Source organism: Brevundimonas sp. FG8 (genome assembly GCF_057808845.1).
This window is the reverse complement of record NZ_JBMDIU010000001.1, coordinates 203,009-229,533: the sequence shown is the minus strand read 5'-3', so window position 1 is coordinate 229,533 and position 26,525 is coordinate 203,009. Positions and strand designations below refer to the sequence as shown.

The following is a 26,525-nucleotide window of genomic DNA, read 5'->3' as shown; positions in this document are numbered from 1 at the left end:
GCCGCACAAAAGAAAGCCGCCGACCCTTCCGGGTCGGCGGCGTAAGTGCGCTTCGGTTCAGGAGTGATCAGAAGCGATAGCGTGCGCCGACGTAAATCTGCCGGCCGGTGTGGTGATAGACGGATGTGCTCTGACGATCCGCGCCGTCGCCGACGTACTGGTGGTTCTCCTCGTCCGTCAGGTTGAGGGCCTCCAGCGTCAACTCCAGGTCTTCGGTCAGATTGTATGAGGCCGAGGCGTCCAGGTTGAACGTCTCCATCTTGCCCTCGACCACATTGCCGTTCCGGCCCGGGACGTTCTGGATGTAGCTGTCGCGGAAGGCGCCCGAGACCCGCGCCGAGAACTTGTCGTCCTCATAGTAGAGGGTCGCGTTCCAGGACGTCGGCGACAGGTTGATCAGGTCCGCCGTGACGAAGGTCGTGCACAGGGCGTTGTTGCAGTAGTCGATCTCGGATTCGACGTGGGTGTAGTTGACCTGCACGCCGAGGTTCTCGAGCGGCCCCGGCAGGAAGGTGAACGGCTGCTGGTAGCTGATCTCAAAGCCCTTCAGCGGGCCGCCCTCGGTGTTCACCGCGGCGGTCAGCTGGAAGATGGTCGAGGGCGAGCAGGTGCCCGTGCAGAAGCCCGGCGCGAAGGCCGACGGGTTCAGGGCGGTCAGGTCCGAATAGGCCAGGTCCTGACGCACGATCTGAATGTAGGTGTCGATGTCCTTGTAGAAGTAGGCGAAGGACAGCAGGCTTTCGCGTGCGAAATACCACTCGATGCTGAGGTCGTAGGTGGTGGCTTCAAACGGCTGGAGCTTCACGTTGCCGATGGTGGCCGTGTAGTTCGGGCCCGAGGCGGCCAGCGAGGTGGTCGGCACCAGATAGTTGGTGCCCGCCAGGGTGTTGCCGATCTGCGGACGGGCCATGACCGAGGCCGCGCCGAAGCGGATGATCAGATCGTCGACCGGCTCATAGCTGAGGTTCAGCGACGGCAGGGTGTTGTCATACTGGTTCTCGCCGGTCACCAGGGTGCCGCCGCCGGTCGAGCTGTAGCCGGTGGCGTTCAGGGTGGTGCTGACCTGACGCACGCCCACATTGCCGCGGAACGGACGGCCGAACAGATCGGTGTCCCAGTCCGCCTGGATGTAGGCGGCCAGATCGTCTTCCTTGATCGACCGGTTCCCGCCGCGCGCATTGCCGTTCGTGATGCTGGTCAGGGTGAAGTCCCCGCCCGGCACGCCGGTGTTGCAGTTGCAGTAGATATTGAACAGGTCAGCGATGGCGCCGAGGTCCGGACGGACCCAGCTGGACGCCGTGCCGCCGGGGATCAGGTTCGAGCCGAAACCGGTCAGCACACTGGTGATGTCGGCCACGGTCGTACCGCCCGGCAGGACCGGAACGACGGTCTCATCCGCCCGACGGAACTCGTAGGAGTCCGAAGTGTAGCTCTTCCAGTTCAGGCCCGCGCTGATGGTCAGCCAGTCGCTGGCGTCATAGCTGATATCGGTCTGGAAGGACTCGAAGACCGTATCGACGCCGTTGGGGCGAATCCGGATTTCCGAACGCGGCACCGCGTTGGTCGAGGGGCGCCATTGCCAGTTGGCCGGGTTGGCGACGTCGAAGCCGTAGTCGATGACCGGCGCGTTCGGGTTGCCGCGGAAGTCCCACGAATAGCCCTGGATGTTCGAGCGATCGAGGGTGACCGTGGTCTGGATCGGGTTCTCGAAATTCGACTCCGCGCGGCCGTAGTAGAAGCGGCTGTGCAGGCGGTCGGTCCAGTCGTGCTCGGCCGTCAGGCTGACTTGAAGGTACTCGGTCGACAGTTCGTCGTAGCGGCTCTCGGAGCGGACATCGACGTTGTCGAACACGCCATAGACCAGCATGCCGTTCTCGACCGCGGCATCGCGGACGTGGACCTGGGTCTGGCCGCCGGCGGCCGCGTTACGGCTGAAGGACAGCGCTTCCAGGAAATCTTCCTGACGGGTCGCGTCGAGCGAAGAGTACAGAACATCCAGCGAGAACAGCGTGGTCTCGGCCGGGCGCCACTGGAAGGCGCCGGTGACGCCCAGACGCTCCTGCTCGTGGGTCAGGCGACCGTAACGCGGCAGGCGCGGGATGAAGACGCTGTTCTGGTTGGCGGTGGTATAGGCGGCGACGTTCGAGGCCGTATTGGCCGGGCGGGCCACGCCCGTGGCGCAGTTGGCGGCGCTGGCGCCGTTGGCCGTACCGGACGGGTTCACCGGGGTGACGCCGACCGGCGAGCAGAAGCCGCCCGAGCTGTTGGTGCCGACAGCCGGCGCCCAGCGGACGGAGCTGAAGCCCTCTTCCAGCAGATTGCGCTGGCTGTAGGCGACAGAGACCAGCGCCCCGAATTGATCGTTCTCGCCAAAGGTGCTGCTCAGCAGCAGGGCCAGGCGCGGGTTATATTCCTCCGACAGATCATTGTAGCCGGCCTGGGCGGACATGGCGGCGGTGAAGCCGTCCTTGTAGTCAAACGGGCGTGACGCCTGCAGATCGACCGTGGCGCCCAGCGAGCCTTCCTCGGTCTCGGCCGCGGCGGTCTTGCGCACGGTGATCGAGTTGAAGAGCTCGGAGGCGAAGACGTTGAAGTCGAAGCCGCGACCGCGGTTAGCGCCGCCCGAGGAGTCGGTGCCGCCGGCGGTGGCCTGGGCCTCCATGCCGTTGATGCGGGTGCGGGTGAAGTCCGAGCCCAGACCACGCACCGTGATCGAACGGCCTTCGCCGGCGTCACGGTCGATGGCCACGCCCGGAACCCGCTGAATGGACTCGGCGAGGTTCAGATCGGGGAAGTCCGCGATGTCCTCGGCGACGATGACGTCGACCATGCTGGTTTCGCGACGCTTGGCGTCCAGACCCGCGTTCAGGCTGGCGCGAAAGCCGGTGACGACGACTTCGTCGATCTCGGCGACATCGTCCTGCGGAGCGGATTGCGGCGCGGTTTGCGGCGCGGTTTGCGCGGCGGCGGCTCCCACGCCCAACGACAGGGCGACGGCCAGACCGGACGCACCGACGAACAGGCTACGACTAAGGGCGCGGGTCATCCCCGGCCGAATGGCTTGCAACATATGCTCCCTCCCAGTGGGCATACAGGACGCCGGGGTGGCCCCGGTCTATCTGTTTTTGCGGTCCGGCATCGTTGGCCTTCCCGTTTGACACCGGTGTCATATTGGTGCGCAATGTGCGCTGACACCGGTATCAAAAATGAGCCTAACCCGATGACCGATGGTTTCGCAAGCGGACTTCGACACAAAGTCGTCACAGGTTTCGCCGCGGCAGCGCTTGTCGTGTCCTTCGGAACACACACGGCGGTTGCACAGGAAACGACCGTCGCCTTCCCCGGCGCGGAGGGCGCGGGACGGTACGCACAGGGCGGACGGGGCGGCGCGGTGCTGCGGGTGACAAACCTGAACGACGCCGGTCCGGGCAGCCTGCGCGCTGCAGTCGAGGCCGAAGGGCCGCGCACCATCATCTTCGACATCGGCGGCACGATCCGGCTGGAGACCCCGCTACGGATCCGGCGCGGGCGCATCACCATCGCCGGCCAGACGGCGCCCGGCGGGGGCATAACCCTGCGCGACCACGCGCTGGTCATCGCCGCCGACGATGTCGTAGTGCGCCACATCCGCTCGCGACTGGGCGACGAGAGCCGTATCGAATCGGACGCCGTCTCGCTGGAGCGGGGCCGCCGGATCATCCTCGACCACGTCTCGGCCAGCTGGTCGGTGGACGAGACCCTGTCGGCGGGCAGTCGCTATGATCCGCCCGAGCGGGGCCTGTACGACGTGACGGTGCAGTGGTCGGTGATCGCCGAGTCGCTGAACCACTCGGGCCACGCAAAGGGGGATCACGGCTACGGCTCGCTGGTGCGCGGCGGGCACGGCGCGCGCTTCACCTTCCACCACAATCTGTGGGCCATGCACCGGGCGCGGATGCCCCGGCCCGGCAACTACAATCCGCCCTCCGTCGATCCGCAGGGCCCGCGCTTCGAGTTTCGCTCGAACGTCTTCTACGACTGGGGCGGCTCACACGCCGGCTACAACGCCGACACCGAAAGCCTGTCGACCTACGCCTTTATCGGCAACGCCTACATTCCGGGGCCGGATTCGACGGGCCGCCGGGCGTTCGAGGAATCGAACCCGCTGGCGCGGGCCTGGTTCGAGGGGAACAGCATGGACGGGGTGACGCCCGCCGATCCGTGGTCGCTGGTGAAGGATTCGGATCGGTCCAACTATCGGCTGGCGGCGCGCCCCGACTGGGCGGAGGCGGCGGGCCAGACGGCGGAGGCCGCAGTGCTGTCCGTCCTGGATCGCGCGGGAGCCGGCCGGGTGCGGGACGCCGTGGATGCGCGGGTGATCGCGGGGGTGCGCGACCGCACGGGACGGATCATCGACAGTCAGGAGCAGGTCGGCGGCTGGCCGGAGCTGGAGCCGGGCACGCCCTGGATAGATAGCGACGGGGATGGAATGCCCGACGATTGGGAACGCGCCCACGGATTGAACCCGGCCAGCCCGGCCGATGGGGCGAACGACAGCAACGGCGACGGCTTCACCAATCTGGAAGACTGGCTGAACGAACTGGCGGGCTAGCGCGCCAACCAGCCCCCATCGACGGCCAGCACCGTGCCGTGGACGTAGGCCGAGGCGTCGGACGCGAGGAAGACCGCCGCGCCGCCGAGGTCGGACGGATCGCCCCAGCGCCCGGCCGGGATACGGGCGAGGATGTCGCGATTGCGGACCTCGTCGGCGCGCAGGGCCTCGGTGTTGTTGGTGGCGAAATAGCCCGGGGCGATGCCGTTGACGTTGATGCCCTTCGACGCCCACTCGCAGGCCAGTAGACGGGTCAGGCCCGCCAGACCGCTCTTGGAGGCGGTGTAGGACGGCACGCGGATGCCGCCCTGGAAGCTGAGCATCGAGCAGATGTTGATGATCTTGCCGCCCCTCCCGGCCTCGACCCAGGTGCGGGCCACAGCTTGAGACAGGAAGAAGGCGGTCTTCAGATTGGTGTCGATGACGGCGTCCCAGTCCTCTTCGGTGAAGTCGAGGCTGTCGTTGCGGCGGATGATGCCGGCGTTGTTCACCAGAATGTCGATCTCGCCGACGGCGGCGACGGCCTGCGCCACCACATCGGCGATGGGCCCGGTCGAGGACAGGTCAGCGGAGACGGCGTGCAGGGTGCGGCCCGCGGCCGTCACCAGTTCAGCGGTCTCGGTCGGGGCCGAGCGGCCGACGGCGACGATGTCCGCCCCCGCCTTCGCAAGGCCAACGGCGATCGCCTGCCCCAGACCGGTGTTGGCGCCGGTGACGAGGGCCGCGCGGCCGGAGAGATCGAACGGAGTCATGTCAGCAGGCCTCGTGAAGGGTGGGCGCACCACCGGTCAGACGAGGGGTGTCGCACGGATGCGCTCTGGCCGACATGCTTCCCTCCCCGACTTGTTTGATGCGGATTGAATGCATAGGTAACCGGTGTCATAAGCCGATGCAAACGGGCACAAGACTGGAGCGGCCTCGCCGCTGCGCCCACTATCCCGCCCGGAGGAACACCATGAAAATCGCCCTGATCATCGAGAACAGCCAGGCCGCCAAGAGCGAGATCGTTCACAACGCCCTGACCGCGGTGGCCGAGCCGCTGGGCCATGAGGTGTTCCACTACGGCATGTACTCGGCCGAGGACAAAGCCTCGCTGACCTATGTGATGAACGGCCTGCTGGCGGGTATCCTGCTGAACTCGGGCGCGGCGGATTTCGTGGTCACGGGCTGCGGCACGGGCACGGGTTCGATGCTGGCGGCCAACGCCATGCCGGGCGTCTTCTGCGGCCTGATCATCGATCCGACGGACGCCTTCCTGTTCGGCCAGATCAATGACGGCAACGCCATCGCCATGCCCTACGCCAAGGGCTTCGGCTGGGCGGCCGAACTGAACCTGCAGGACGTCTACCGCAAGCTGTTCGAGGGGGAGCGCGGCCTCGGCTATCCCAAGGAACGTGCAGAGATCATGCGCAAGAACCGGGGCATCCTGAAGGACCTCAAGGCCGTGACCTGCCATGACATGCTGACGGTGCTGAAGACCGTCGATCAGGACCTGCTGAAGGCCGCCATCGCGGGCGAGAAATTCCAGGAATACTTCTTCGCCAACGCCACCGACGAAGCCATCCGCGACTACATCAAGAGCGTCCTTTAAGGGCGTTCACACGGCGGGGATTGTCCGAGGCCGACCACCGCAATCATCCCCCTGCCCTTCCGCGAAAGCGCTGCTATGGTAGCGCTAACACTCCGCATTTGACGGGGTGACGGAGGGCAGGATGATCGACCGCAGACAACTGTTCGGCGCCACGGGCGCCGTGGCCGCTGCGCCCCTGCTGGCGGCGGGCGGACAGGCGCAGGCCCGACCGCAGGCGACACCGGTCTGGACGCCGGGGATCGAGGGGCAGCGGCGCGCCGATCTGGGGGACGGGACCTATCTGAACCCCATCGTCGCCGGAGACCATCCGGACCCCACCGTCCTGAAGGACGGCGACACCTATTACATGACCTTTTCGTCCTTCCTGTCCTATCCGGGACTGGTGATCTGGCGGTCGACCGATCTGGTCAACTGGTCGCCGATAGGCCCGGCCTTGCACAAGCCGCTGGGGGACATCTGGGCGGTTGATCTGTGCAAACACGGCGACCGGTACTTCATCTACATCCCGGCCAATCCGACCGGCGGCGGCTGGTCGATCTACGCCATCTGGGCCGATGACATCGCCGGGCCGTGGAGCGATCCGGTCGATCTGGGCATCCGGGGCTGTATCGACCCCGGCCACATCGTCGGCGAGGACGGCAAGCGTTATCTGTTCGTCAACGGCATCCGCAAGATCCGGCTGACCGACGACGGGCTGGCCACCGTCGGCGCGCTGGAGAACGCCTACGATCCCTGGCGCTTCCCTGATGAATGGATCACCGAGAATTTCGCGCCCGAAGGCCCCAAGCTGCTGCGACGCGGGGAGTGGTTCTATCTGGTCACCGCAGTCGGCGGCACCGCGGGTCCGGTCACCGGCCACATGGTCATCGCCGCGCGCTCCAGGTCCGTGCACGGCCCGTGGGAGCATTGCCCGAACAATCCGCTGGTCCGCACCCTGTCGGAGGATGAGCCGTGGTGGTCGCGCGGCCACGCCACCCTGATCGAGGGTCCGGCGGGCGACTGGTGGATGATCTACCACGGCTATGAAAACGGCTTCCGGACGCTGGGCCGCCAGACTCTGCTGGAACCCATCGAGTGGACTGCGGACGGCTGGTTCCGGGCGCTGGGCGGCGACCTGTCCCGCCCCCTGTCCAAGCCGCGCGGCGGTCGGCCCTCCCCGGCCGGAATGCCCCTGTCGGACGACTTCAGCACCGACCGGATGGGAACCCAGTGGAGCTTCCACCAGCCGGGCGAGCACGAGGACAGGCGGATGCAACGGGTCGCGGGCGGCCTGCGACTGGCGGGTAGCGGAACATCGCCAGCGGACTCATCCCCGCTCGCCTGTCTGGCCGGCGACCGGGATTACACGGTCGAGGTCGGGCTGCGGCTGGAAGGGCGCGCCGAGGCAGGCCTGCTGCTGTTCTACAATCACAAGGCCTTCGTCGGGGTCAGCTTCAACGGACGGGCGCTGCGGTCATGGCAGTACGCCGAGACCCAGGACTGGGCCGATGTGCCGCTGACGGGGGACCATGTGCGTCTGCGGATCGAGAACCGGGGCAATGTGATCACCTATCGCTACTCGACCGACAACGGCGCGAGCTGGGTCCGCCACCCGACGCGGATGGAGGTCTCGGGCCTGAACCACAACGTCTTCGGCGGCTTCCTGAGCCTGCGCCCGGCCATCTTCTGCACAGGTGAGGGCGCAGTGGTGCTGGACCGGTTCAGCTATGTGGCGGGGGCGTCGGCCTAAGCCTTCGGCGCCGCCGTCGATTCCCGCACGATCAGCGACGGATCGACCACAGGCTGGGCCAAGGTCGCCGGGTCCAGACCCCGGATTCCCGCCGTCAGCTTCTCGGCGGCCATCCGGCCCATGTCGCGGATGGGCAGGCGGACGGTGGTCAGGTTCGGCCAGACGCGCGAGGCCATGGGCAGGTCGTCGAAGCCGACGATGGACAGATCGCGCGGCACATCAAGCCCCCTGTCGCGGGCGGCCTTCATGACGCCGATAGCCATTTCGTCGTTACCGGCGAAGATGGCGGTCGGCGGGGCGTCCATCGACAGCAGGCTCTGCGCCGCCTCGACACCGGACTCAAAGGTATAGGCGCCCTTGCGGGTGTAGGCATCGTCCAGCGTCAGGCCGTGGTCGGCCAGCCCCTCGCGGAAGCCCCGGCCCCGCTCGAACGACGAGCGGAAGGTATCAGGACCGGAAATGAAGGCGACCCGGGTGTGGCCGAGTTCCGCCAGATGCCGCGCCGCCTGCGCAGCGCCGCGATGGTCGTGCGTGACCACCATGCAGGCCGGCTCGTCCAGCGACACCGAGGCGATGCGGACGTAGGGACAGTCGACCTCCTTGAGAATCTGGATGACCCGGTCGTCTTCCGACACCGACGGCGGCATGACCACGCCGAACAGCTTTTGCCGCACGACGAAGCCGCGCACGTCGTCCAGGAAGGTCTCGGAGGCCCGGTTGCAGGGGTGGACCACCAGTTCGAGACCCGAACCGCGCACCCCGTCCAGCACGCCCTGCTGCATGTTCACGACGTAGTTGGGGCTGGGGTTGTCGTAGATCATCCCGACCAGGAAGGACCGGCGGAAGGCCAGTCCGCGCGCCTGCGGATCGGGGGTGAAGCCATGCTCGGCGATCACCGCCTCAACCCGCTTGCGCGTCTCCTCCTTCACGAAGGGAGAGTTGTTGATGACACGCGACACCGTCTTCTTGGACACCTCCGCCATGCGAGCGATGTCGTTGATGGTGGCGGGTTTGCCGCCGGGTCGCCGGGTATCGTTCACGCGGTTGAGTCTCTCTGATCGAACACCGTCTTTAGACCGCGTCGCTCCGCCTGTCAGCGGTCAGGTGGTCCGACGACGCGCCGGTCGGTCCAGCACATCGTCCCGCAGGGGGGTCATGAAGCGCAGATCCCAGTCATCGGGGTTGAAGGGCTTGCGGGTCGCCTCGACCACCGGCGGGTAGCCGCCGACCTCCCGCTCGTGGTCGATGATCTCCCCACGGCCTTCCGCCACTTCGGCGATCAGCAGGACGTCGCGCTGGTCGCGGTCCCACGGACGGGCGCCCGACTGCGACAGGACCGAGACCTGAACCTGCACAGCCGGAATCGGGGTCAGCCCCTCCCACCAGACCGGCGGACGGCGGGTCTCGATAATGCGAGCCGAAGTGGTGGTGTACCGCCCGAACATGCGCAGCGGCTCGCCCACCTGATCCACGGCGATATTGTCGCGACCATAGTATTCCAGATCACCCGCGCCGCCGATCATCAGGAAGGCCAGATGGTCCGTCGGGGTCGAGGGACCGGCGCGCAGGACATTGCCGATGGCCGTCATCTTGCCGACCTCATAAGGATGATTCAGCCACTCCTCGGGCGCGAGGTTGTAGTGGATGGCGCGCGGGCCCGGATTGTAGATCAGGTTGTTGACGATCACACCGTGCACACCGCCCTTGAACAGGGGGCTGCGCTCATAGTTGTGGGCGTACAGATTGTTGACGATCAGCAGGCCGGTGACGTTGTCGTGGATCAGCGAGCCTTTGGAGTGTTCGCCCTTCGAATGGGTCGAATAGGCCAGACTCTCGGCGATGATGTTATTCGAGAAGGTGATGTTGTGGCTGGTGCCGCGACGCCATTCCTCGGGCGTGTCGCCGGTGAAGCGCGGGCCTGAGGCAGACAGGTTCTCGTCCGTACCCCACTCCAGGCTGCAGTGGTCGACGATGACGTTGTAGGCCGCCTGGGTTGAGATCGAATCCTCATCCCAGCCGCTCATCCACTCCTGACCGGCCGAACCGGGGCGCACACGGATGTGCTGGATGATGACGTCATGGCCGCCGACGTCGATGCCGCCCCGGATCAGGGTGACGCCCGGCGAAGGCGCGGTTTGGCCGGCGATGGTGATGAAGGGATTGGTGATCTTCAGCGTCTTGCGATCCAGATCGATCACCCCGCCGACCTCGAACACCACGATGCGCGGACCGTCGGCCTCGATCGCCTCGCGCAGGGAGCCCGGCCCCTCGCTGTTCAGATTGGTCACGCGGATGATGCGACCGCCCCGTCCGCCGGGGGTCTGTGCCGCCCAGCCGAGCGCGCCGGGAAAGGCCGGCAAGGCCGCCTCCATCGCCGCGGGCGATGCGGTCTGGGCCATCGGGGCCACGGGCGCCGCGAGCGGCAGGACAAGCGCGGCCGCGACGGCGATCAAACGGGCGAGGGTCATGTTTCCATCCTGTAGCCTGACCGACTGTGACCGCGGCCTTGTGCTGACAACGTCGCCCATCGCGACGCCGGATTCAAATTGACACCGGTTTCCTTCCTGCGCAATGTCCATCGCAAATGGGAGGATGCGTGAAACACGCACACGACAATTCAAGCAGTTCGCTGATCGCGCGGACCTTCACGGACGCGCGCCGGACGGCCACCGCTGTGCCCGCCTATCCGGGCGAAAAGCCGGACTCTCTGGCCGCCGCCTACGCCGTTCAGGACGAGGCGATCAACCTGTGGCGGGACCGTATCGCGGGCTGGAAGCTGGGCCGCGTCCCGCCGCCGTTCGATGCGCAATTCGGCGCCGGGCGACTGGCGGGGCCGATCTTTTCAAGGAATGTCTGGAAGGCCGTCGACGGCCAGCCGACCACCTTCGGCGTCATCGACGGCGGCTTCGCGGCGGTCGAGGCGGAGTATGTGCTCGAACTGGCGGAAACGGCGCCGGATCAGGACGGCTGGACGCCTGAGAGCGCCGCCGGACTGGTCGGACGGGCTTTCATCGGCGTCGAGATCGCGGGCAGTCCCTTCGCCGGGATCAACGGTCACGGCCCGGCGGTCACAGCCTCGGACTTCGGCAACAACGCCGGCCTGATCCTGGGCGCCGAGATCACCGACTGGCGGTCGCGACTGGCGGGCCTGACCTGCAAGACCCTGATCGACGGCGAAGTGATGGGGACCGGCGGCGCGGCCTCCATTCCGAACGGCCCGCTGGACTCGCTGGCCTTCCTGCTGAACCTGATGCATCGGCGCGGGCGGCGGCTGGAAGCCGGGCAATTGATCTCGACCGGCGCCGCGACCGGGGTGCATCAGATTTTCGTCGGCCAATCGGCGGTCGCCGATTTCGGCGCCGACGGCCGGATCGCCTGCGTGGCGATCACGGCGAAGGGAGACGCCGCATGAGTCTGACCCGTCGCACCCTGGCCCTTGCGGGCGTCGCCGGACTGGGCCTCTCGGCCTGTTCCCCGCGCGCGACCGGCGGCCAGACGATCCTGAACGCCGTGGACGTTCACCCCGCCGACTACCCCACGGTCGCCGCCGTCAAATGGATGGGTGAGGAACTGGGGCGCCTGACCGACGGCCGCATCGGCATCCGTCAGTTTCCGGCGGGCCAACTGGGCACCGAAGACGACTCCATCGGCCTGACCCGCTTCCAGGCGGTGGACATCTGTCGTGTCGCCGTGGCGGCACTGAACAACGCCTTCCCCGAGACCCGGCTGCTGGCCCTGCCCTATGTCTATCGCTCGGTGCAGCACGTCCGCGCCGTGGTTGACGGGGACATCGGGAGCGAACTGCTCAACGTGTTCGAGGGACGCGGCCTTGTCGGGCTGGCCTATTACGACGCGGCGCCGCGCAGCTTCTACAACGTCCGTCATCCGGTCACCGAGCCGGGCCAGATGCGCGGGCTGAAGATGCGGGCGCCGCAGTCGGACATCTTCCTGGATTCGATCCGGGCCATGGGCGCCAACCCGACGCCGCTGACCTTCGGCGCGGTCTTCTCCTCGCTGCAGACGCATCTGATCGACGGCGCCGAGAACAACTGGCCCAGCTATCAGTCCAGTCGTCAGTTCGAGGTGGCGCGGTACTGGAGCGAGACTGAACATTCCTTCTCGCCGGACGCCCTGCTGATGTCGAAGGCCAGCCTTGAACGGTTGTCGAGCGAGGATCAGGAGCTGGTCCGCGACGTCGCCCGCCGGTCGGTGCCGATCATGCGCGCCGCTTGGGACCAGCGCGAAGCCGAGGCCCGCGCCACGGTTCTGGCCGCCGGCGTACAGGTCGCGCAGGTCGACCGCGACGCCTTCGCCGCCACCGTGCGGCCTGTCCTTGACAAGTATCTTGCCGAGCCGCGCCTGCGCGCGCTCCACGAACGTATCGCAGCGGTCGCCTGACGACCGCGCACACACCATCGGCGCTCTGGGAGGGGAACCGGGAATGACTGAAGCCCGACGCGGTATTGTCCGCGCCTTGGACGCACTCGCAACAGCTGTGCTGGGCCTCGCCGGCGTGGCGCTGGTGCTCATGGCGCTGATCCAGGCCTGGCAGGTGTTTGCCCGCTATGTGCTGAACGACAGTCCCGGCTGGACCGAGCCGCTGGCCCTGTTGCTGATGAGCTTCGCCGTCATGTTCGGCGCCTCGGTGGCCGTGCGGCGCGAAACGCATTTCGCCTTCCAGACCCTGCAGCACGCCCTGCCCGAAAAGGTGCAGTCGGCGCTGAAAGCCATGACGCGCCTGATCGCGGCGGCCTCGGGCGCGGGACTGTTCTGGCTGGGCGGCACGCTGATGATCGACGACTGGTCCGTCAACATGGCCGGCGCGCCCCTGCCTTCTGGTCTCAAATTCGCCGGCCTGTGCGTCGGCGGCGGCCTGATCCTGCTGTTCGCGATCGAGCGGCTTCTGACCGGCGACTATCGCGCCCCTGAGGCCGTCGAGGCGGAGGACTGATCATGGAATACATCATCCTGTTCGGCCTGCTGGCCATCCTGCTGGCGATCGGCGTGCCGGTGGCCTTCTCCCTGCTGGCGGCGACGCTGGCGACCGTGCTGTATCTGGCCCTGCCGCCTATCGTGGTGTTCCAGCAGATGGGCTCGGACATCACCTCGGTGGCCCTGCTGGCCATCCCCCTGTTCATCTTCACCGGCGAACTGATGATGAAGGGCGGCCTGTCCGACCGGATGATCACCCTCGCCGGTTCGCTGGTCGGCCATGTGCGCGGCGGCCTGGGCCAGGTGACGGTCGTCGGCTCGACCCTGTTCGGCGGCGTCTCGGGCAGCGCCATCGCCGACGTCTCGGCCATCGGCGGCACCATGATCCCGCAGATGCAGAAGCGCGGCTATGACAGCGACTACGCCGTCAATGTGACCATCTCCGCGGCGCTGGTCGCCCTGCTGGTTCCGCCGTCGCACAACATGATCCTTTACTCGGCCTCGGCCGGGGGCGGGGTGTCGATCTCGGACCTGTTCGCGGCGGGCATCGTCCCGGCGGGCCTGCTGGCCGTGTCGCTGATGATCGTCTCCTATGTGCTGGCCCGCCGCCGGGGCTACACCGCCGAGCCCTTCCCCGGCTTCCGCGCGGTGCTGACGCGACTGGTCGCCGCCATTCCGGGCCTGCTGCTGGTCGGCATCATCTTCGGCGGCATCCGGGCGGGCATCTTCACCGCCGTGGAAAGCGCCTCGATCGCGGTGGTCTACGCCACCGTCGTGACCGGCATCGTCTACCGTCACATGAGCTGGTCGGCGTTCAAGGCGGCCTGCACGGGCGCGGCGCGCACCTCGGGCGCGGTATTGTTCATCATCGGCTGCGCGGGCGCCTTCGGCTGGCTGATGGCCTATCTGCAGGTTCCGTCGATGATGGTCAGCCTGCTGCAGACCCTGACCGACAACCCGATCCTGATCCTGCTGCTGATCAACATCATCCTGCTGGTGCTCGGCACCTTCATGGACATGGCGCCGCTGATCATCATCTGCACCCCGATCTTCCTGCCGGTGGCCAAGGCTTTCGGCGTGGACCCGGTTCAGTTCGGCGTGATCCTGCTTCTGAACTGCGGTATCGGCCTGATCACCCCGCCGGTGGGTTCGGTGCTGTTCGTCGGCAGCGCCATCGCCAAGGTGCCGATGACCCACAGCCTGCGTTCGATCTGGCCCTTCTATCTGGCTTGCACCGCCGTGCTGATGCTGGTCACCTTCGTGCCCGCGATCTCGCTCTGGCTGCCCTCGCTGTTGAAATAGATGACTGACCTGAAGGGCCTGAGGCCCGCCGAAGACTGTCGCTGGGACTGTGTCGCGCTCGGCGAGGTCATGCTGCGTCTCGACCCCGGCGAGGGTCGCATCCGCACGGCCCGGACCTTCCAGGTCTGGGAAGGCGGCGGCGAGTACAATGTCGCCCGTGGCCTGCGGAAGACCTTCGGCCTGCGCAGTTCGGTCGTCACCGCCCTGCCCCGCACCGAGACCGGGGCGCTGGTCGAGGACCTGATCCTGCAGGGCGGTGTTGATGTGTCCCACATCCTGTGGCGCGAGGCCGACGGCGTCGGACGCAACACCCGCGTGGGCCTGAACTTCACCGAGCGCGGCTTCGGCCCGCGCGGGGCGCTGGGCTGCTCCGACCGAGCCAACTCCTCGGCCTCACAGATCAAACCGGACGAGGTGGACTGGGACCATCTGTTCGGCGTTGAAGGTGTGCGCTGGCTGCACACCGGCGGCATCTTCGCCGCCCTGTCGGAAGACACCGCCGAGACGACGCTGGCCGCCATTCGCGCAGCGAAGCGGCATGGGGTGGTGGTCAGCTATGACCTGAACTATCGCGCCAGCCTGTGGTCCAGCCACCCGGACCCGGACGCCGCGCGTCGGGTGAACCGGGAGATCGCCGGACTGGTGGATGTGCTGGTCGGGGACGAGTACGCCTACGCCGCCTGCCTCGGGATTGAGACCAAGGACAACCGCGCCGATGCGGCGGACAGCGCCCCCTTCGACGCCCTCGTGGCGCGGCTGGCGACGGAACTGCCGAATGTGCAGGTCTTCGCCGCCACCCTGCGCGATCCGGTTTCGGCCTCGATCAACCGTTGGGGCGGAGTGCTATGGATCGGCGGCGAGCGTTACGCCACGCCGGTGACGGAGATCGCCGTGCTGGATCGCGTGGGCGGCGGCGACGGCTTTGTCTCGGGACTGGCCTGGGCCTTCATGCAGGGCCTCGGCGCACAGGCGGCCGTCGACTACGGCGTCGCCCACGGCGCCATCGCCATGACCACGCCCGGCGACAACGCCATGACCTCGCTCTCCGAGGTGAAGGGGCTGGTCGAGGGACGGGGCGCAGCCGCCGTCCGCTAGGCCTTGCCGCGCCCGGCCTCGATCTGACGCGCCAGATCAGCCAGCATCGGCGCCAGCTGCTCAAAGGCCCGCGCCTCGACTTCGGCATAGGGCGTGTCCGCGGGCAGGCCCGCGACGCGGGTGCGCAGATGGAAGATGTTGCGCACCTTCAGACCGCCGGCTTCGGATTCGGCATCCAGCATGAAGGACGCCTCAAAGAAGGCCGGCGCCGATTCAAACTCCACGAGACCCGCCTCTACCTCATCATGGTAGGTGACCGATCCGTTCGAGATCGTGACATTCTTCACCGGGGCCATGCGGGGCCGTCCTGCCGTTTCCTGAGTCGCCCGTGCGGCGCCGAAGACGGCACCACAACCCAGACGTAAATCCAAGACCTACTTTTGCGAGCGCCGATGGGGGACTGGCGCACTTTCGCGACAGATGGCGCGCCCCATGTTGTCGCTGCGGGATAGACCGGGGCTCCGGCTTGCTGTTCGGTGGCGGAGTCTGGCGGCTCGACCCGTCGGCGGGGCCGGAATGGTCCGACAAGAACATTGAGTGAGGAAAGCCGTGACCGAAGGCCCTGATCTTTATCCCGTCCCGTCCGAGTGGGCCCAGCGCGCGCGCATGACCGCGCACGGCTATGACACCGCCCGTGTCTCGGCGCGTGAGACGCCGGAGGGTTTCTGGGCGGAGCAGGCGCGTCGGTTGGACTGGATGAGGGCGCCGACGCAGATCAAGGACGTGTCGTTTGACCAGGCGGACTTCCGCATTCGCTGGTTCGCCGACGGGGTGCTGAATGTCGCCTGGAACTGCCTGGACCGGCATCTGGCCGAGCGCGGCGATGAGACGGCGATCATCCGGGAAGGCGATGACCCCACCGACGACGGGCGCCTGACCTATCGCGAACTGCACGCCGAGGTCTGCCGCATGGCCAATGTCCTGAAGGACATGGGCGTGGTGAAGGGCGACCGGGTGACCCTGTACCTGCCGATGATCCCGGCGGCGGCGGTGGCGATGCTGGCCTGCGCCCGCATCGGGGCGGTGCATTCGGTGGTGTTCGGCGGCTTCTCGCCCGACAGTCTGGCGGGCCGGATCGAGGACTGCGGCTCCAGGGTCGTCATCACCACCGACGAGGGCGTGCGCGGCGGCAAGCGCATCCCGCTGAAAGCCAATGTCGACGCGGCGCTGGAGAAGGTGGCGCCCGAGGCCAAGGTCGAGAAGGTGCTGGTGATCCGGCACACCGGCGCCGACGTGCCGATCCTCGAGGGCCGCGACATTCTCTATGATGAGGCGAAGGCGACGGTCAGCGCCGACTGCCCCTGCGAGCCGATGAACGCCGAGGACCCGCTGTTCATCCTCTATACCTCCGGCTCGACCGGCAAGCCCAAGGGCGTGCTGCACACCACCGGCGGATACCTGTTCTGGGCGTCATGGACCCACGAGCTGGTGTTCGACTATCGCCCCGGCGAGGTCTTCTGGTGCACCGCCGATGTGGGCTGGGTGACCGGCCACAGCTATTGCGTCTATGGCCCGCTGGCCAACGGCGCGACGACCCTGATGTTCGAGGGCGTGCCCCACTATCCGGACCACAGCCGCTTCTGGCAGGTGGTGGACAAGCACCGGGTGGAGATCTTCTACACCGCCCCCACCGCGCTCAGGGCCCTGATGCGCGAGGGCGACGGGCCGGTGAAGGCGACCAGCCGAAGCTCCCTGCGCCTGCTGGGCTCGGTCGGCGAGCCGATCAATCCCGAGGCCTGGCGCTGGTATCATGAGGTGGTCGGCGAGGGCCGCTGCCCGATCGTGGACACCTGGTGGCAGACGGAGACCGGGGGGATACTGGTCTCCCCCCTGCCCGGCGCGACCGACCTGAAGCCCGGCTCGGCGACCAGACCCCTGCCCGGCGTCGAGCTGCAACTGGTGGACGCCGAAGGGCGGGTGCTGGAGGGGGCGGCCGAGGGCAATCTGGTCATCACCGACAGCTGGCCGGGCCAGATGCGCACGGTTTATGGCGACCACCAGCGCTTCTTCGACACCTATTTCAGCACCTATCCGGGCAAGTATTTCACCGGCGACGGCTGCCGCCGCGACGCGGATGGCTATTACTGGATCACCGGCCGGGTCGATGACGTGATCAATGTCTCGGGCCACCGGATGGGCACCGCCGAGGTCGAGAGCGCGCTGGTCCTGCACGACGACGTGGCCGAGGCCGCCGTCGTCGGCTTCCCCCACGACATCAAGGGTCAGGGCATCTACGCCTACGTCACCCTGAACAAGGGCGTCGAGCCGACCGACGATCTGAAGGCCGCCCTGATCGCCCAGGTCCGCCACGAGATCGGCCCCATCGCCGCCCCCGACGTCATCCAGTGGGCCCCCGGCCTGCCCAAGACCCGATCCGGCAAGATCATGCGCCGCATCCTGCGCAAGATCGCCGAGAACGAAATCACCGCCCTGGGCGACACCTCAACCCTCGCCGACCCCTCCGTCGTCGACGACCTCGTCACGAACAGGGCCGGGGCGGCTTAAACCGCCCCCAGCGCCTGCGTCAGGTCGGCATACAGGTCGTCCACATTCTCGATGCCGACCGACAAGCGGACCAGATTGTCGCCGATGCCGCAGCGCGCCTTGGCCTCGGGTGAATAGTCCGAGTGGGTGGTGCTGGAGGGATGGGAGGCCAGGCTTTCGGTCCCGCCCAGCGACACCGCCAGCTTGAACAGTTGCAGGGCGTTCAGCATGCGGAAGGCCTCCGCCTCCCCGCCCTTGAGCCGCAGGGAGAAGGTCGAGCCGGGACCCGAGCATTGGCGCGCGAAGATAGCCTGCTGGGCCGCAGAGCTTTCGGCCCCGCCCGCGTCCAGCACCGCCTCGATCCCGGGATGGCCGCGCAGGCGGTTCACCAGTTCGACCGCGTTCTGTTGCGACCGCTCCATGCGGATGTGCAGCGTCTCAAGACTGCGCATCAGCATCCAGGCGGTGTGCGGATCGCTGATCGTGCCGCAGATGGTCCGCATCTCGGCCACCCGCCCCATCAGGTCGGCGCGACCGAGACAGGCGCCCGCGATCAGGTCCGAATGGCCGCCGACATATTTGGTCAGGGAGTAGAGGATCAGGTCCGCCCCATGCTCAAGCGGCTTCTGCCAGAGCGGGCCGAGGAAGGTGTTGTCCACGACCAGCGGCGGCGGCTCGGCCTGTCCCAACGCCTTGATCGCCGCCGCGGCGTCTTCAAGATCGATCAGCTGGTTGGTGGGATTGGCCGGGGTCTCGACATAGACCGCCGCCAGCCGCCCGCCCCGCGCCCTGGCGGTCTCCGCCGCTTCATGGATCGCGCCGGTCAGGCCTTCGCCCTCACCGCAGTCCGCGACACTGACGGTCTGGACGCCCATGCGCGGCAGGATGCGGTCAAACAGATACTCGGTCCCGCCGTAGGCCGGGGCGGTGTAGACCACCACGTCATTCGGACGGCTGAGCGCCAGAATGGTGGTGGAGATGGCCGCCATGCCGCTGGAGAAGACCAGCGCCTTGTCCGCGCCGTCCCAGACGGCCAGACGGTCTTCCAGAATCTCGAGATTGGGGTTGTTGATCCGCGAATAGATCAGACCCAGCGCCTCCTCGGGGTCCTTTTCGCGCAGGCCGTAGGCCACCTCGAAGAACCGTTTGCCGTCCTCCGCCGAGCGGAAGACGAAGGTCGATGTCTGGAAAATCGGGGCTTTGATGGAACCCTCTGACAGGGCGGGATCATAGCCGTAGCCCATCATCAGGGTTTCAGGCGAAAGCGAACGCTGGCCGATCGAGCGGCTCTTGTGACGACTCATACTGGGGTCTCCTCCGAGGGCGCCTCCTAGGGCCCGCGTCAGAAGGTGTCACGCTGCACCGCGGCGCCGTCGCTGGCCATTGTCACAAATCACGCCTAGACAGTTCGCGGCCGACGGATCACGCACCGACGCTGTGCGTTGAGCGTCGGCAAAGCCCGAAACGGGGGCTCCCGGGCGACGCTGCAGCGTCCGCGCGCCTCCCGTTTGAGACTGTCTGGAAGGCCTGATGACGACCAAGAAGACCGCGCTGATCACCGGCATCACGGGCCAGGACGGCTCCTATCTGGCGGAACTGCTGCTGGAGAAGGGCTATGAGGTTCACGGCATCAAGCGCCGGTCGTCGCTGTTCAACACCGACCGCGTGGACCACATCTACCAGGACCTGCACGACGCGGACGTGCGTTTCCAGATGCATTTCGGCGACCTGACCGACACCTCCAATCTGGTGCGGATCATTCAGGAGGTGCAGCCGGACGAAATCTACAACCTCGGCGCCCAGAGCCACGTGGCCGTCAGCTTCGAGACCCCGGAATACACCGCCGATGTCGATGCGCTGGGCACCCTGAGGCTGCTTGAGGCGATCCGCCTGCTGGGTCTTGAGAAGAAGACCAAATTCTATCAGGCCTCGACGTCGGAGCTGTACGGACTGGTGCAGGAGCCGATCCAGTCGGAGACCACGCCCTTCTATCCGCGCAGCCCGTATGCGGTCTCCAAGATGTTCGCCTACTGGATGTGCGTGAACTACCGCGAGGCCTACGGAATCTTCGCCTGCAACGGCATCCTGTTCAATCACGAGAGCGAGCGGCGCGGCGAGACCTTCGTCACCCGCAAGATCACCCGGGGCCTCGGTGAGATCGCCCAGGGTCTGAGCGACTGCCTGTATCTGGGCAATATGGACGCCCTGCGCGACTGGGGCCACGCCAAGGACTATGTCCGCATGCAGTGGATGATGCTGCAGCAGGACGAGCCGGACGACTACGTCATCGCCACCGGCAAGCAGTACAGCGTGCGCCAGTTCGTCGAGGTCTCGGCCGCGCGTATCGGCGTAACCCTGCGCTGGGAAGGTGAAGGGGTGAACGAGGTCGGCGTCGTCGCCGCAGTCGATCCGGCCCACGCCATGACCCGCTGCCCGGCCATCAAGGAAGGCCAGACCATCATCCGCGTCGACCCGCGCTATTTCCGCCCGACCGAGGTGGAGACCCTGCTGGGCGATCCTTCGAAGGCGAAGGCGAAACTGGGCTGGGAGCCCGAGATCACCTTCGAGGAGATGGTGGACGAGATGATGGAGGCCGATCTGCTGGCCGCCCGCAAGGCCCTGCTGCTCAAGTCGGCCGACTGGAGCTGATCGCCTTGGGTCCGTTCGTCCGCCTCGACCGCAAGGCGCATCGCCGCGAGGACAATCGCGGCTGGCTGGAAGTTCTCTACGAGAGCGACGCCATGGTGCTGAAGCGCTCGTTCTCGAAACAGGGCGTTTTCCGCGGCCTGCATGTCCAGCGCGATCCTTCACCCCAGACCAAGGTCATCCGCGTGGTCGAGGGCCGGATCGTCGACATCATCGTCGATCTGGATGATCCGGCGCTGGAGTTGAAGACCACCACCGTGACACCCGAGGACGGCTGGGTCCGCATCGACGCGCAGTACGCCCACGGCTTCTATGCGCTGGAAGACACCCTGTTTGAGTATGTCTGCGACGGCGGATACGATGAGGCGTCCGAGACGGCCTATTCCATCGCCGACCGTCTGCCCGCCCTGCTGGGGGTGACGACGGTGATCCTGTCGGACAAGGACCGCGCGGCGCCGCCCCTGCCGGCGCCCGGAGCAGAGTGATGACCAAGCTTTCCCTGATCACCGCCAGCTACAACAGCGCGCGCACCATCGCCGACACCCTGCGGTCGGTGAACGCCCAGACCTGGCCGGACTTCGAATATCTGGTCGTGGACGGCGGCTCGAAGGACGAGACGATGGAGATCGTCGCTCGCGAGGGACAGCGCGTCACCTCCGCCGTGTCCGAGCCCGACAAGGGCATCTACGATGCCTATAACAAGGGCCTGTCGCGAGCGACCGGCGAGGTCATCGGCTTCATCAACTCCGACGATTATTACTGCACGCCCGAAGCGCTGTCGGAAGTCATGGCGGCCTTCGAGGCGGACCCGGAGCTGGAGGCCGTGCACGGCGATCTGGTCTATGTCGATCCGGTCGACACCTCGAAGATCGAGCGGCATTGGAAGTCGCGCCCGGCGACGGTCGAGAACCTGCGCCGCGGATTCATCCCGGCCCACCCGACCCTGTTCCTGCGCCGCAGCGTGTACGACAAGGTCGGCGGCTTCGACACCACCTACCGGCTGGCGGCCGACTACGACTTCATGCTGCGGACCTTCTATGTGGCGCGGGTGAAGTCGCTCTACATCCCCAGCATCTGGGTGCGGATGCGCTCGGGCGGCGCGACCGGCGGCAACGCCTCCAGCATCATCCGCCAGAACGACGAAATCCGCGCCAGCCAGCAGGCGCACGGCCTCAACTACCCCAAGGCCCTGTTCTTCGCGCACAAGGTGCTGGACCGTTCGGTGCAGCGCGCCCGCGCCCCGTTCGTGAAGGCCCCGGACATCGCGGGAGCCGGCGGCAAATGATCGACGGCAAGCGCGTTCTGGCCATCGTTCCGGCGCGGTCGGGCTCAAAGGGCCTGCCGGGCAAGAACGTCCGGATGCTGGCGGGCAAGCCCCTGCTGGCCTGGCCCATCGCGGCCGCGCGCGCCTCGGCCCATGTGGACCGGGTGATCATTTCAACCGACAGCCGGGAGTTCGCCGACATCGCGGTCGCCCACGGCGCCGAGGCCCCCTTCCTGCGTCCGGCCGAACTGGCCAGCGACACCGCCCCGTCCATCGGCTTCATCCTGCACGCCGTCGATACGTTGGCGGCGGAGGGCGAGGTCTACGACTACGTCGTGCTGCTGGAGCCGACCTCGCCGCTGACCGAAGGATCGGACGTGGACGCCGCGCTGGCCCGATTGGTCGCCGCCGACGCGGACGCCATCGTCGGCGTGTCGAAGCTGGAAGCGACCCACCCCGCCTTCGCCGTCCGCAAGAACGGTCAGGGCGGCATCACTCCCTACGCCTCCGCCACCTTCGGCGAGATGCCGCGCCGGCAGGACATCGAGCCCCTCTTCTCGCTGGACGGGACGCTCTACATCTCGACCGTCGAGGCCCTGCGTCGCGAGCAGGGCTTCTGCCACACCCGGACGCTCGGCTATGAGAGCGCGCGCCACAAGGCGCACGAGGTCGACGATCTGGTCGACTTCATCTGCATCGAGGCGATCGCCTCGAACCTTGATACGATCCTTGAAGAAAGCCGGGCCTCTGCGTCCGGCGCGGAATGACCATGCGCAAGTGCACCCGTTGCCTGACCCCCGAGACGGTCGACACCATCACCTACGATGAAGAGGGGGTGTGCTCGGTCTGCCGTCAGGTCGAGTTCAAGCAGGACAAGATCGACTGGGCCGACCGTGGCCGCCAGCTCGACGAGATCGTGGCCGCCCACAAGGGCAAGGGCCTGTACGACTGCATCGTCCCCTATTCGGGCGGCAAGGACTCGGTCTTCCAGCTCTATTACATCATCAAGGTGCTGAAACTTAAGCCGCTGGTGGTCCGCTATAACCACTGGGGCTACCGGCCGCTGGTCGAGGAGAACAACACTTCGGTCTTCAAGCAGCTGGGCTGCGACGTGGTCGAGTTCACGCCGAATTTCCACGTCGTGCGCGAGCTGATGCTGGAGAGCTTCAAGCGCCGGGGCGACTTCTGCTGGCACTGCCACACCGGCATCTATTCGGGCGTCATGCACATGGCCGTCCGCTTCGAGGTGCCGCTGCTGTTCTGGGGCGAGAGCACGGCCGAGTACCACAGCTGGTACACCTTCGAGGAGATGGAGGAGGTCGACGAGAAGCGCTTCAACCGCCTGATGAACCAGGGGATCACGGCGGACGACATGTATGAGTTCCTGCAGGGGCGGGTGGAGCGCCGCGACCTGTGGATGTTCGACTATCCGAAGCGCAAGGACCTGATCAAACTCAAGGTCCAGTCGATCTGCCTGGGCAACTACATCGAGTGGGACACCAAGGCGAACGTCGAGCTGATCAAGAAGGAGCTCGGCTGGAAGGGGCAGGAAGTCGAGGGCGTGCCGCCCGAGTACGACTACGAAAAGATCGAGTGCACCTTCCAGGGCATGCGCGACTGGTCGAAATATGTGAAGCGCGGCTACGGTCGGGCGAACCACCTGCTGTCCATCGACATCCGCAACGGTCGCAAGACCCGCGAGGAGGCGCTGGAGATCGAGGCCAGGTACGACGGCAAGCGCCCGGCCTCCATGGACTGGTTCCTGCAACACCTGCAGATCACCGAAGACGAGTTCTACGACATCCTGGCCCCGCACCAGGTCCACCCGTGGAAGTTTGATCGCAAAAATCTGGAGACCGGCGACGTCATGCCGGACTTCGACAAATGGGACCGCACGGACCTGAGCGACCTCAAGGTCGGCCCACCGAAGTAGGAGCGCGCGCCCGATGACCATCGCCATCATCGACTACGGCATGGGCAACGTCCGTTCGCTGATGAACGCCTTCGAGTACATCGGCGAGGACGCGGTCGTGACCGCCGACTTCGACGAGCTGGAAGAGGCGGACCGGCTGGTCCTGCCCGGCGTCGGCGCGTTCGGCGACGCCATGGCCGCCATCGACGCCAAGAACCTGCGCCCGGTGCTGAACCGGCTGGCGCTGGAGGTGAAGAAGCCGGTGCTGGGCGTCTGTCTGGGCATGCAGCTGTTCGCCAGGAAGAGCTTCGAACACGGCGAGCATGAAGGTCTGGGCTGGCTGGACGCGGAAATCCGCCCGCTTCAGGTGCAGCGCCCGGCCAAGGTGCCGCACGTCGGCTGGAACGCCGTCTCTTTCGCCCCGGACGAGTGGCTGTTCAAGGGCCTGCCTTCGGGCGAGAGCGACTACTATTTCGTCCACTCCTTCCACATGGTCTGCGCCGATCCGGCGGACGTGGCGGGCACCTGCGACCACGGCGGCCCCTTCACTGCGGCGGTGCGGCGGGGCAATCTGGTCGCGGCCCAGTTCCATCCGGAGAAGAGCCAGGACAATGGCCTGCAGCTGTTGCAGAACTGGCTGGCGCACGAATTCTGATGCTGAAGAAACGGATCATCCCGAAATTCCTGATCCGCGGCGGCCGTCTGGTGAAGATGCGCCGGTTCCACGACGATCAGCGCGAGGCCGGCAACCCGGTCTCGACCGCCAAGGTCTATGACTCCTACGGCGTGGACGAACTGCTGTTCGTGGACATCGACGCCACCAACGAGGGACGGGTCGTCACCGGCAACGTCATCGAACGGGTGGCCGAGGAGGTCTTCGTGCCCCTGACCGTCGGCGGCGGCGTGACCACGCTGGAGCAGATCGAAAGCCTGCTGAAGAGCGGCGCCGACAAGGTCAGCATCAACAGCGCCGCCATCGAGAACCCGGACTTCATCACCCAGGCCGCCAGCCGGTTCGGCGACCAGTGCATCGTCGTCTCCATCGACTATCAGGCCGACGAGTTCGGAAAGAAGCGCGTCGTCGGGCGTGGCGGCACGACCCCGACCAGCCAGGATCCGATCGAGTTCGCCCAGCGCATGCAAGACCTGCACGCAGGCGAGATCCTGATGTCGTCCATAGACCGCGACGGCATGATGAACGGCTATGATCTGGATCTGATCGGCGAGCTGTCGAACAGGCTGTCGATCCCGCTGATCGCCTCGTCCGGCGCCGGGTCTCTGGCGGACTGCAAGGCGGCGCTGGATGCGGGCGCCTCGGCGATCACCATCTCGTCCATGTTTATCTTCACCGACCACAGCCCGATCAAGGTGCGGACCTATCTGGCCACCAACGGCGTCTATGTCCGCAACCAGAAGGGCAGCCGGTCCTGATGGACTTCGGGGGGATACAGGCTGTGGTGGTCAAGGCGGTGAACGCCGCCGCGCGCAACATCGGCGCCGAGCTTCCCTTCTACATCATCCTGGCGGTCGCGCTGACGGCGGTCGTCGTCGCTGAACTGATCCAGCGGCGGAATGTCTGGAAGCGCTACACCTCGCGCAATGTCCGCACCGACATGCTCTACGCCGTGCTGGAGCTCAGCCATCTGGAGGCCTTGCTGATCCTCGCGCCGGTGGCTGCGGGACTGAACGCGACCATCGACGGCAACCTGCCCTGGCTTCGGCTGGACGCCATCGCCACCGCGCCCCTGTGGCTGAAGCTCGTCGTCACACTGATCGTCACGGACTTCGCCGCCTACTGGCTGCACCGCTGGAAGCATGCCTGGCCGGTGCTTTGGCAGTTCCACAAGGTGCACCATTCGCAGAGCGAGCTGAATGTCTTCACCCGCTTCCGCTTCCCCCTGCTGGACCGGTTGCTGGACATGGTCGTGCTGTTCCCTATCGGCGTCATCACGGGCTCGGCGGCCGCGCCGCTGGCGCTGTATCTGTTCATGGTGCTGCGCTCATGCCTTGAGCACTCGGGGCAGACCTGGACCTACGGCCCGCTGGGGTGGCTGATCGTCTCGCCGAGCTTCCACGGCACCCACCACTCCAGGGCGCCGGAGCATATCGACCGCAATTTCGCGGGCGTCTTCGCGATCTGGGACCGGATGTTCGGCACCTATGTCCCGCGTGGCGACAAGCCCCTGAGCTACGGTCTGCATCACGAGCAGATTCCGCAGGGCTTCCTCTACGGTCAGATCGCGCCCATCCATGGTCTGTGGAAGCTGGCGCGGGCGAAGAAGGCCGCACCGAACATGGAGACCGCCGCATGACCCTGCGTGTTCGCTCCAGCCTGGACGCTCCGGGGCTGGCCGCCTACGCCGCCCATCAGGTCAACGCCATGTTCCCCGATCCGGACGTGGTCGAGGCCGACGACCTGATGTCCGCCGTGACCGTCGCCCTGTCGCGGCTGGAGCACTGCTTCAGCCACGTCGACAACAAATACTTCTTCGACGGCGAGACGGCGGTGTTCAGCCACCTGCACGGCGACCAGTACGCGATGTGGCTGTACCTGCTGTCGAACGAACTGTTCCGGCAGGGCGGCCCCGCCTCCACCTGCTCCAAGCTGTTCCTGCTCAACAAGGCGCTGCACGGCATCGACGCCTTCTATGAGGTGTCGTTGCCGTCGGTCTTCCTGCTGGTGCACCCGTTGGCGACCGTGCTGGGACGCGGGAACTACAGCGACTTCTTCGTCGCCTACCAGCGCTGCGGCGTCGGCTCGAACCACGACGTCTACCCGACCTTCGGCAAGCATGTGACCTTGCGCCCGGGCAGCGCGGTGCTGGGCGGGTGCACCGTCGGGGATCATTGCCAGATCGCGACGGAATCTCTGGTGCTGGACCGCGACCTGCCCGACCATACGCTCTACATAGGCGGCCCCAAGACCGCGACCTTGAAACGCCAGGACAAGCCCTACCCGCTGTGGCGGGTGTGAGGATG

The 26,525-nt window shown here is 66.6% G+C and carries 24 protein-coding genes; 18 read left to right on the top strand and 6 right to left on the bottom strand.

Going from position 1 to position 26,525, the window contains the following annotated elements; all coding sequences use genetic code 11:
* Window positions 1-67 precede the first annotated feature (67 nt).
* The gene (locus ACODRV_RS01040; RefSeq protein ID WP_488907131.1) at window positions 68-3,070 is read right to left on the bottom strand and encodes a TonB-dependent receptor; all 3,003 of its coding nucleotides are present in this window, start codon (window positions 3,068-3,070) and stop codon (window positions 68-70) included.
* Window positions 3,071-3,289: 219 nt separating this feature from the next.
* Between ACODRV_RS01040 and ACODRV_RS01035 the strand changes: the two genes are divergently transcribed.
* On the top strand, window positions 3,290-4,591 hold the full coding sequence (locus tag ACODRV_RS01035; protein ID WP_488907130.1) for a pectate lyase: 1,302 nt from the start codon (window positions 3,290-3,292) through the stop codon (window positions 4,589-4,591).
* Here the strand turns inward: ACODRV_RS01035 and kduD are convergent.
* Window positions 4,588-5,343 (bottom strand): 2-dehydro-3-deoxy-D-gluconate 5-dehydrogenase KduD, encoded by a 756-nt coding sequence (gene kduD, locus ACODRV_RS01030; RefSeq protein WP_488907129.1) that lies wholly within the window; start codon window positions 5,341-5,343, stop codon window positions 4,588-4,590. The two genes, ACODRV_RS01035 and kduD, sit on opposite strands and share 4 nt — an antisense overlap.
* Before the next feature lie 203 nt (window positions 5,344-5,546).
* Here kduD and ACODRV_RS01025 point away from each other — a divergent pair, with 203 nt between their 5' ends.
* Together ACODRV_RS01025 and ACODRV_RS01020 are read left to right on the top strand one after the other, a co-directional pair.
* Window positions 5,547-6,182, top strand: coding sequence for an RpiB/LacA/LacB family sugar-phosphate isomerase (locus ACODRV_RS01025; protein ID WP_488907128.1), 636 nt, complete (start codon window positions 5,547-5,549; stop codon window positions 6,180-6,182).
* A 121-nt stretch (window positions 6,183-6,303) separates the two neighbouring features.
* Window positions 6,304-7,911 carry a family 43 glycosylhydrolase gene (locus ACODRV_RS01020; protein ID WP_488907127.1) on the top strand — a complete coding sequence of 536 codons (1,608 nt, stop codon included), beginning with the start codon at window positions 6,304-6,306 and terminating at the stop codon, window positions 7,909-7,911.
* On the opposite strand, the gene ACODRV_RS01015 is transcribed toward ACODRV_RS01020, so the two are convergent.
* Entirely contained in the window at window positions 7,908-8,951 is a 1,044-nt protein-coding gene (locus tag ACODRV_RS01015; RefSeq protein WP_488907126.1) for a LacI family DNA-binding transcriptional regulator, read from the bottom strand. The two genes, ACODRV_RS01020 and ACODRV_RS01015, sit on opposite strands and share 4 nt — an antisense overlap.
* Before the next feature lie 60 nt (window positions 8,952-9,011).
* Window positions 9,012-10,379, bottom strand: a complete 1,368-nt coding sequence (locus tag ACODRV_RS01010) for a pectate lyase family protein (protein WP_488907125.1) — start codon at window positions 10,377-10,379, stop codon at window positions 9,012-9,014.
* Window positions 10,380-10,507: 128 nt separating this feature from the next.
* On the opposite strand from ACODRV_RS01010, the gene ACODRV_RS01005 reads away from it, so the two are divergent.
* From ACODRV_RS01005 to ACODRV_RS00985, 5 genes are read left to right on the top strand one after another with little or no spacing between them, the layout of a single operon-like run.
* Complete coding sequence (locus tag ACODRV_RS01005; RefSeq protein WP_488907124.1) at window positions 10,508-11,323, top strand: 2-keto-4-pentenoate hydratase; 816 nt, start codon at window positions 10,508-10,510, stop codon at window positions 11,321-11,323.
* The gene (locus tag ACODRV_RS01000) at window positions 11,320-12,309 is read left to right on the top strand and encodes a TRAP transporter substrate-binding protein (protein ID WP_141625835.1); all 990 of its coding nucleotides are present in this window, start codon (window positions 11,320-11,322) and stop codon (window positions 12,307-12,309) included. Before ACODRV_RS01005 ends, ACODRV_RS01000 begins: the two co-directional genes overlap by 4 nt.
* Window positions 12,310-12,352: 43 nt before the next feature.
* Entirely contained in the window at window positions 12,353-12,862 is a 510-nt protein-coding gene (locus ACODRV_RS00995; protein WP_488907123.1) for a TRAP transporter small permease, read from the top strand.
* Window positions 12,863-12,864: 2 nt separating this feature from the next.
* Complete coding sequence (locus ACODRV_RS00990; protein ID WP_141625833.1) at window positions 12,865-14,145, top strand: TRAP transporter large permease; 1,281 nt, start codon at window positions 12,865-12,867, stop codon at window positions 14,143-14,145.
* Window positions 14,146-15,240, top strand: coding sequence for a sugar kinase (locus tag ACODRV_RS00985; protein WP_488907122.1), 1,095 nt, complete (start codon window positions 14,146-14,148; stop codon window positions 15,238-15,240).
* Here the strand turns inward: ACODRV_RS00985 and ACODRV_RS00980 are convergent.
* Window positions 15,237-15,536, bottom strand: a complete 300-nt coding sequence (locus ACODRV_RS00980) for a hypothetical protein (RefSeq protein WP_488907121.1) — start codon at window positions 15,534-15,536, stop codon at window positions 15,237-15,239. The two genes, ACODRV_RS00985 and ACODRV_RS00980, sit on opposite strands and share 4 nt — an antisense overlap.
* Window positions 15,537-15,789: 253 nt before the next feature.
* Here ACODRV_RS00980 and acs point away from each other — a divergent pair, with 253 nt between their 5' ends.
* Window positions 15,790-17,745, top strand: a complete 1,956-nt coding sequence (gene acs, locus ACODRV_RS00975; RefSeq protein WP_488907120.1) for an acetate--CoA ligase — start codon at window positions 15,790-15,792, stop codon at window positions 17,743-17,745.
* On the opposite strand, the gene ACODRV_RS00970 is transcribed toward acs, so the two are convergent.
* Window positions 17,742-19,028, bottom strand: a complete 1,287-nt coding sequence (locus tag ACODRV_RS00970; RefSeq protein WP_488907119.1) for a cystathionine gamma-synthase family protein — start codon at window positions 19,026-19,028, stop codon at window positions 17,742-17,744. The two genes, acs and ACODRV_RS00970, sit on opposite strands and share 4 nt — an antisense overlap.
* 226 nt (window positions 19,029-19,254) lie before the next feature.
* On the opposite strand from ACODRV_RS00970, the gene gmd reads away from it, so the two are divergent.
* Genes gmd through ACODRV_RS00925 form a run of 9 tightly spaced genes read left to right on the top strand, consistent with a single transcriptional unit; the run spans window position 19,255 to window position 26,520 of the window.
* A complete protein-coding gene (gene gmd, locus ACODRV_RS00965) occupies window positions 19,255-20,373 on the top strand; it encodes a GDP-mannose 4,6-dehydratase (protein ID WP_488907118.1) in 1,119 nt (372 codons plus the stop codon).
* A gap of 5 nt (window positions 20,374-20,378) precedes the next feature.
* The gene (locus ACODRV_RS00960; RefSeq protein WP_488907117.1) at window positions 20,379-20,855 is read left to right on the top strand and encodes a dTDP-4-dehydrorhamnose 3,5-epimerase family protein; all 477 of its coding nucleotides are present in this window, start codon (window positions 20,379-20,381) and stop codon (window positions 20,853-20,855) included.
* The gene (locus tag ACODRV_RS00955; protein ID WP_141625825.1) at window positions 20,855-21,655 is read left to right on the top strand and encodes a glycosyltransferase family 2 protein; all 801 of its coding nucleotides are present in this window, start codon (window positions 20,855-20,857) and stop codon (window positions 21,653-21,655) included. Before ACODRV_RS00960 ends, ACODRV_RS00955 begins: the two co-directional genes overlap by 1 nt.
* A complete protein-coding gene (locus ACODRV_RS00950) occupies window positions 21,652-22,401 on the top strand; it encodes an acylneuraminate cytidylyltransferase family protein (RefSeq protein WP_141625824.1) in 750 nt (249 codons plus the stop codon). Before ACODRV_RS00955 ends, ACODRV_RS00950 begins: the two co-directional genes overlap by 4 nt.
* 2 nt (window positions 22,402-22,403) lie before the next feature.
* Entirely contained in the window at window positions 22,404-23,567 is a 1,164-nt protein-coding gene (locus ACODRV_RS00945) for an N-acetyl sugar amidotransferase (protein WP_141625823.1), read from the top strand.
* A gap of 13 nt (window positions 23,568-23,580) precedes the next feature.
* A complete protein-coding gene (gene hisH / locus ACODRV_RS00940; RefSeq protein ID WP_141625822.1) occupies window positions 23,581-24,201 on the top strand; it encodes an imidazole glycerol phosphate synthase subunit HisH in 621 nt (206 codons plus the stop codon).
* Window positions 24,201-24,977, top strand: coding sequence for an imidazole glycerol phosphate synthase subunit HisF (hisF, locus tag ACODRV_RS00935; protein ID WP_488907116.1), 777 nt, complete (start codon window positions 24,201-24,203; stop codon window positions 24,975-24,977). Before hisH ends, hisF begins: the two co-directional genes overlap by 1 nt.
* Window positions 24,977-25,858, top strand: a complete 882-nt coding sequence (locus ACODRV_RS00930) for a sterol desaturase family protein (RefSeq protein ID WP_488907115.1) — start codon at window positions 24,977-24,979, stop codon at window positions 25,856-25,858. Before hisF ends, ACODRV_RS00930 begins: the two co-directional genes overlap by 1 nt.
* The gene (locus ACODRV_RS00925; protein WP_488907114.1) at window positions 25,855-26,520 is read left to right on the top strand and encodes an LbetaH domain-containing protein; all 666 of its coding nucleotides are present in this window, start codon (window positions 25,855-25,857) and stop codon (window positions 26,518-26,520) included. Before ACODRV_RS00930 ends, ACODRV_RS00925 begins: the two co-directional genes overlap by 4 nt.
* The last annotated feature ends 5 nt before the right edge of the window (window positions 26,521-26,525 follow it).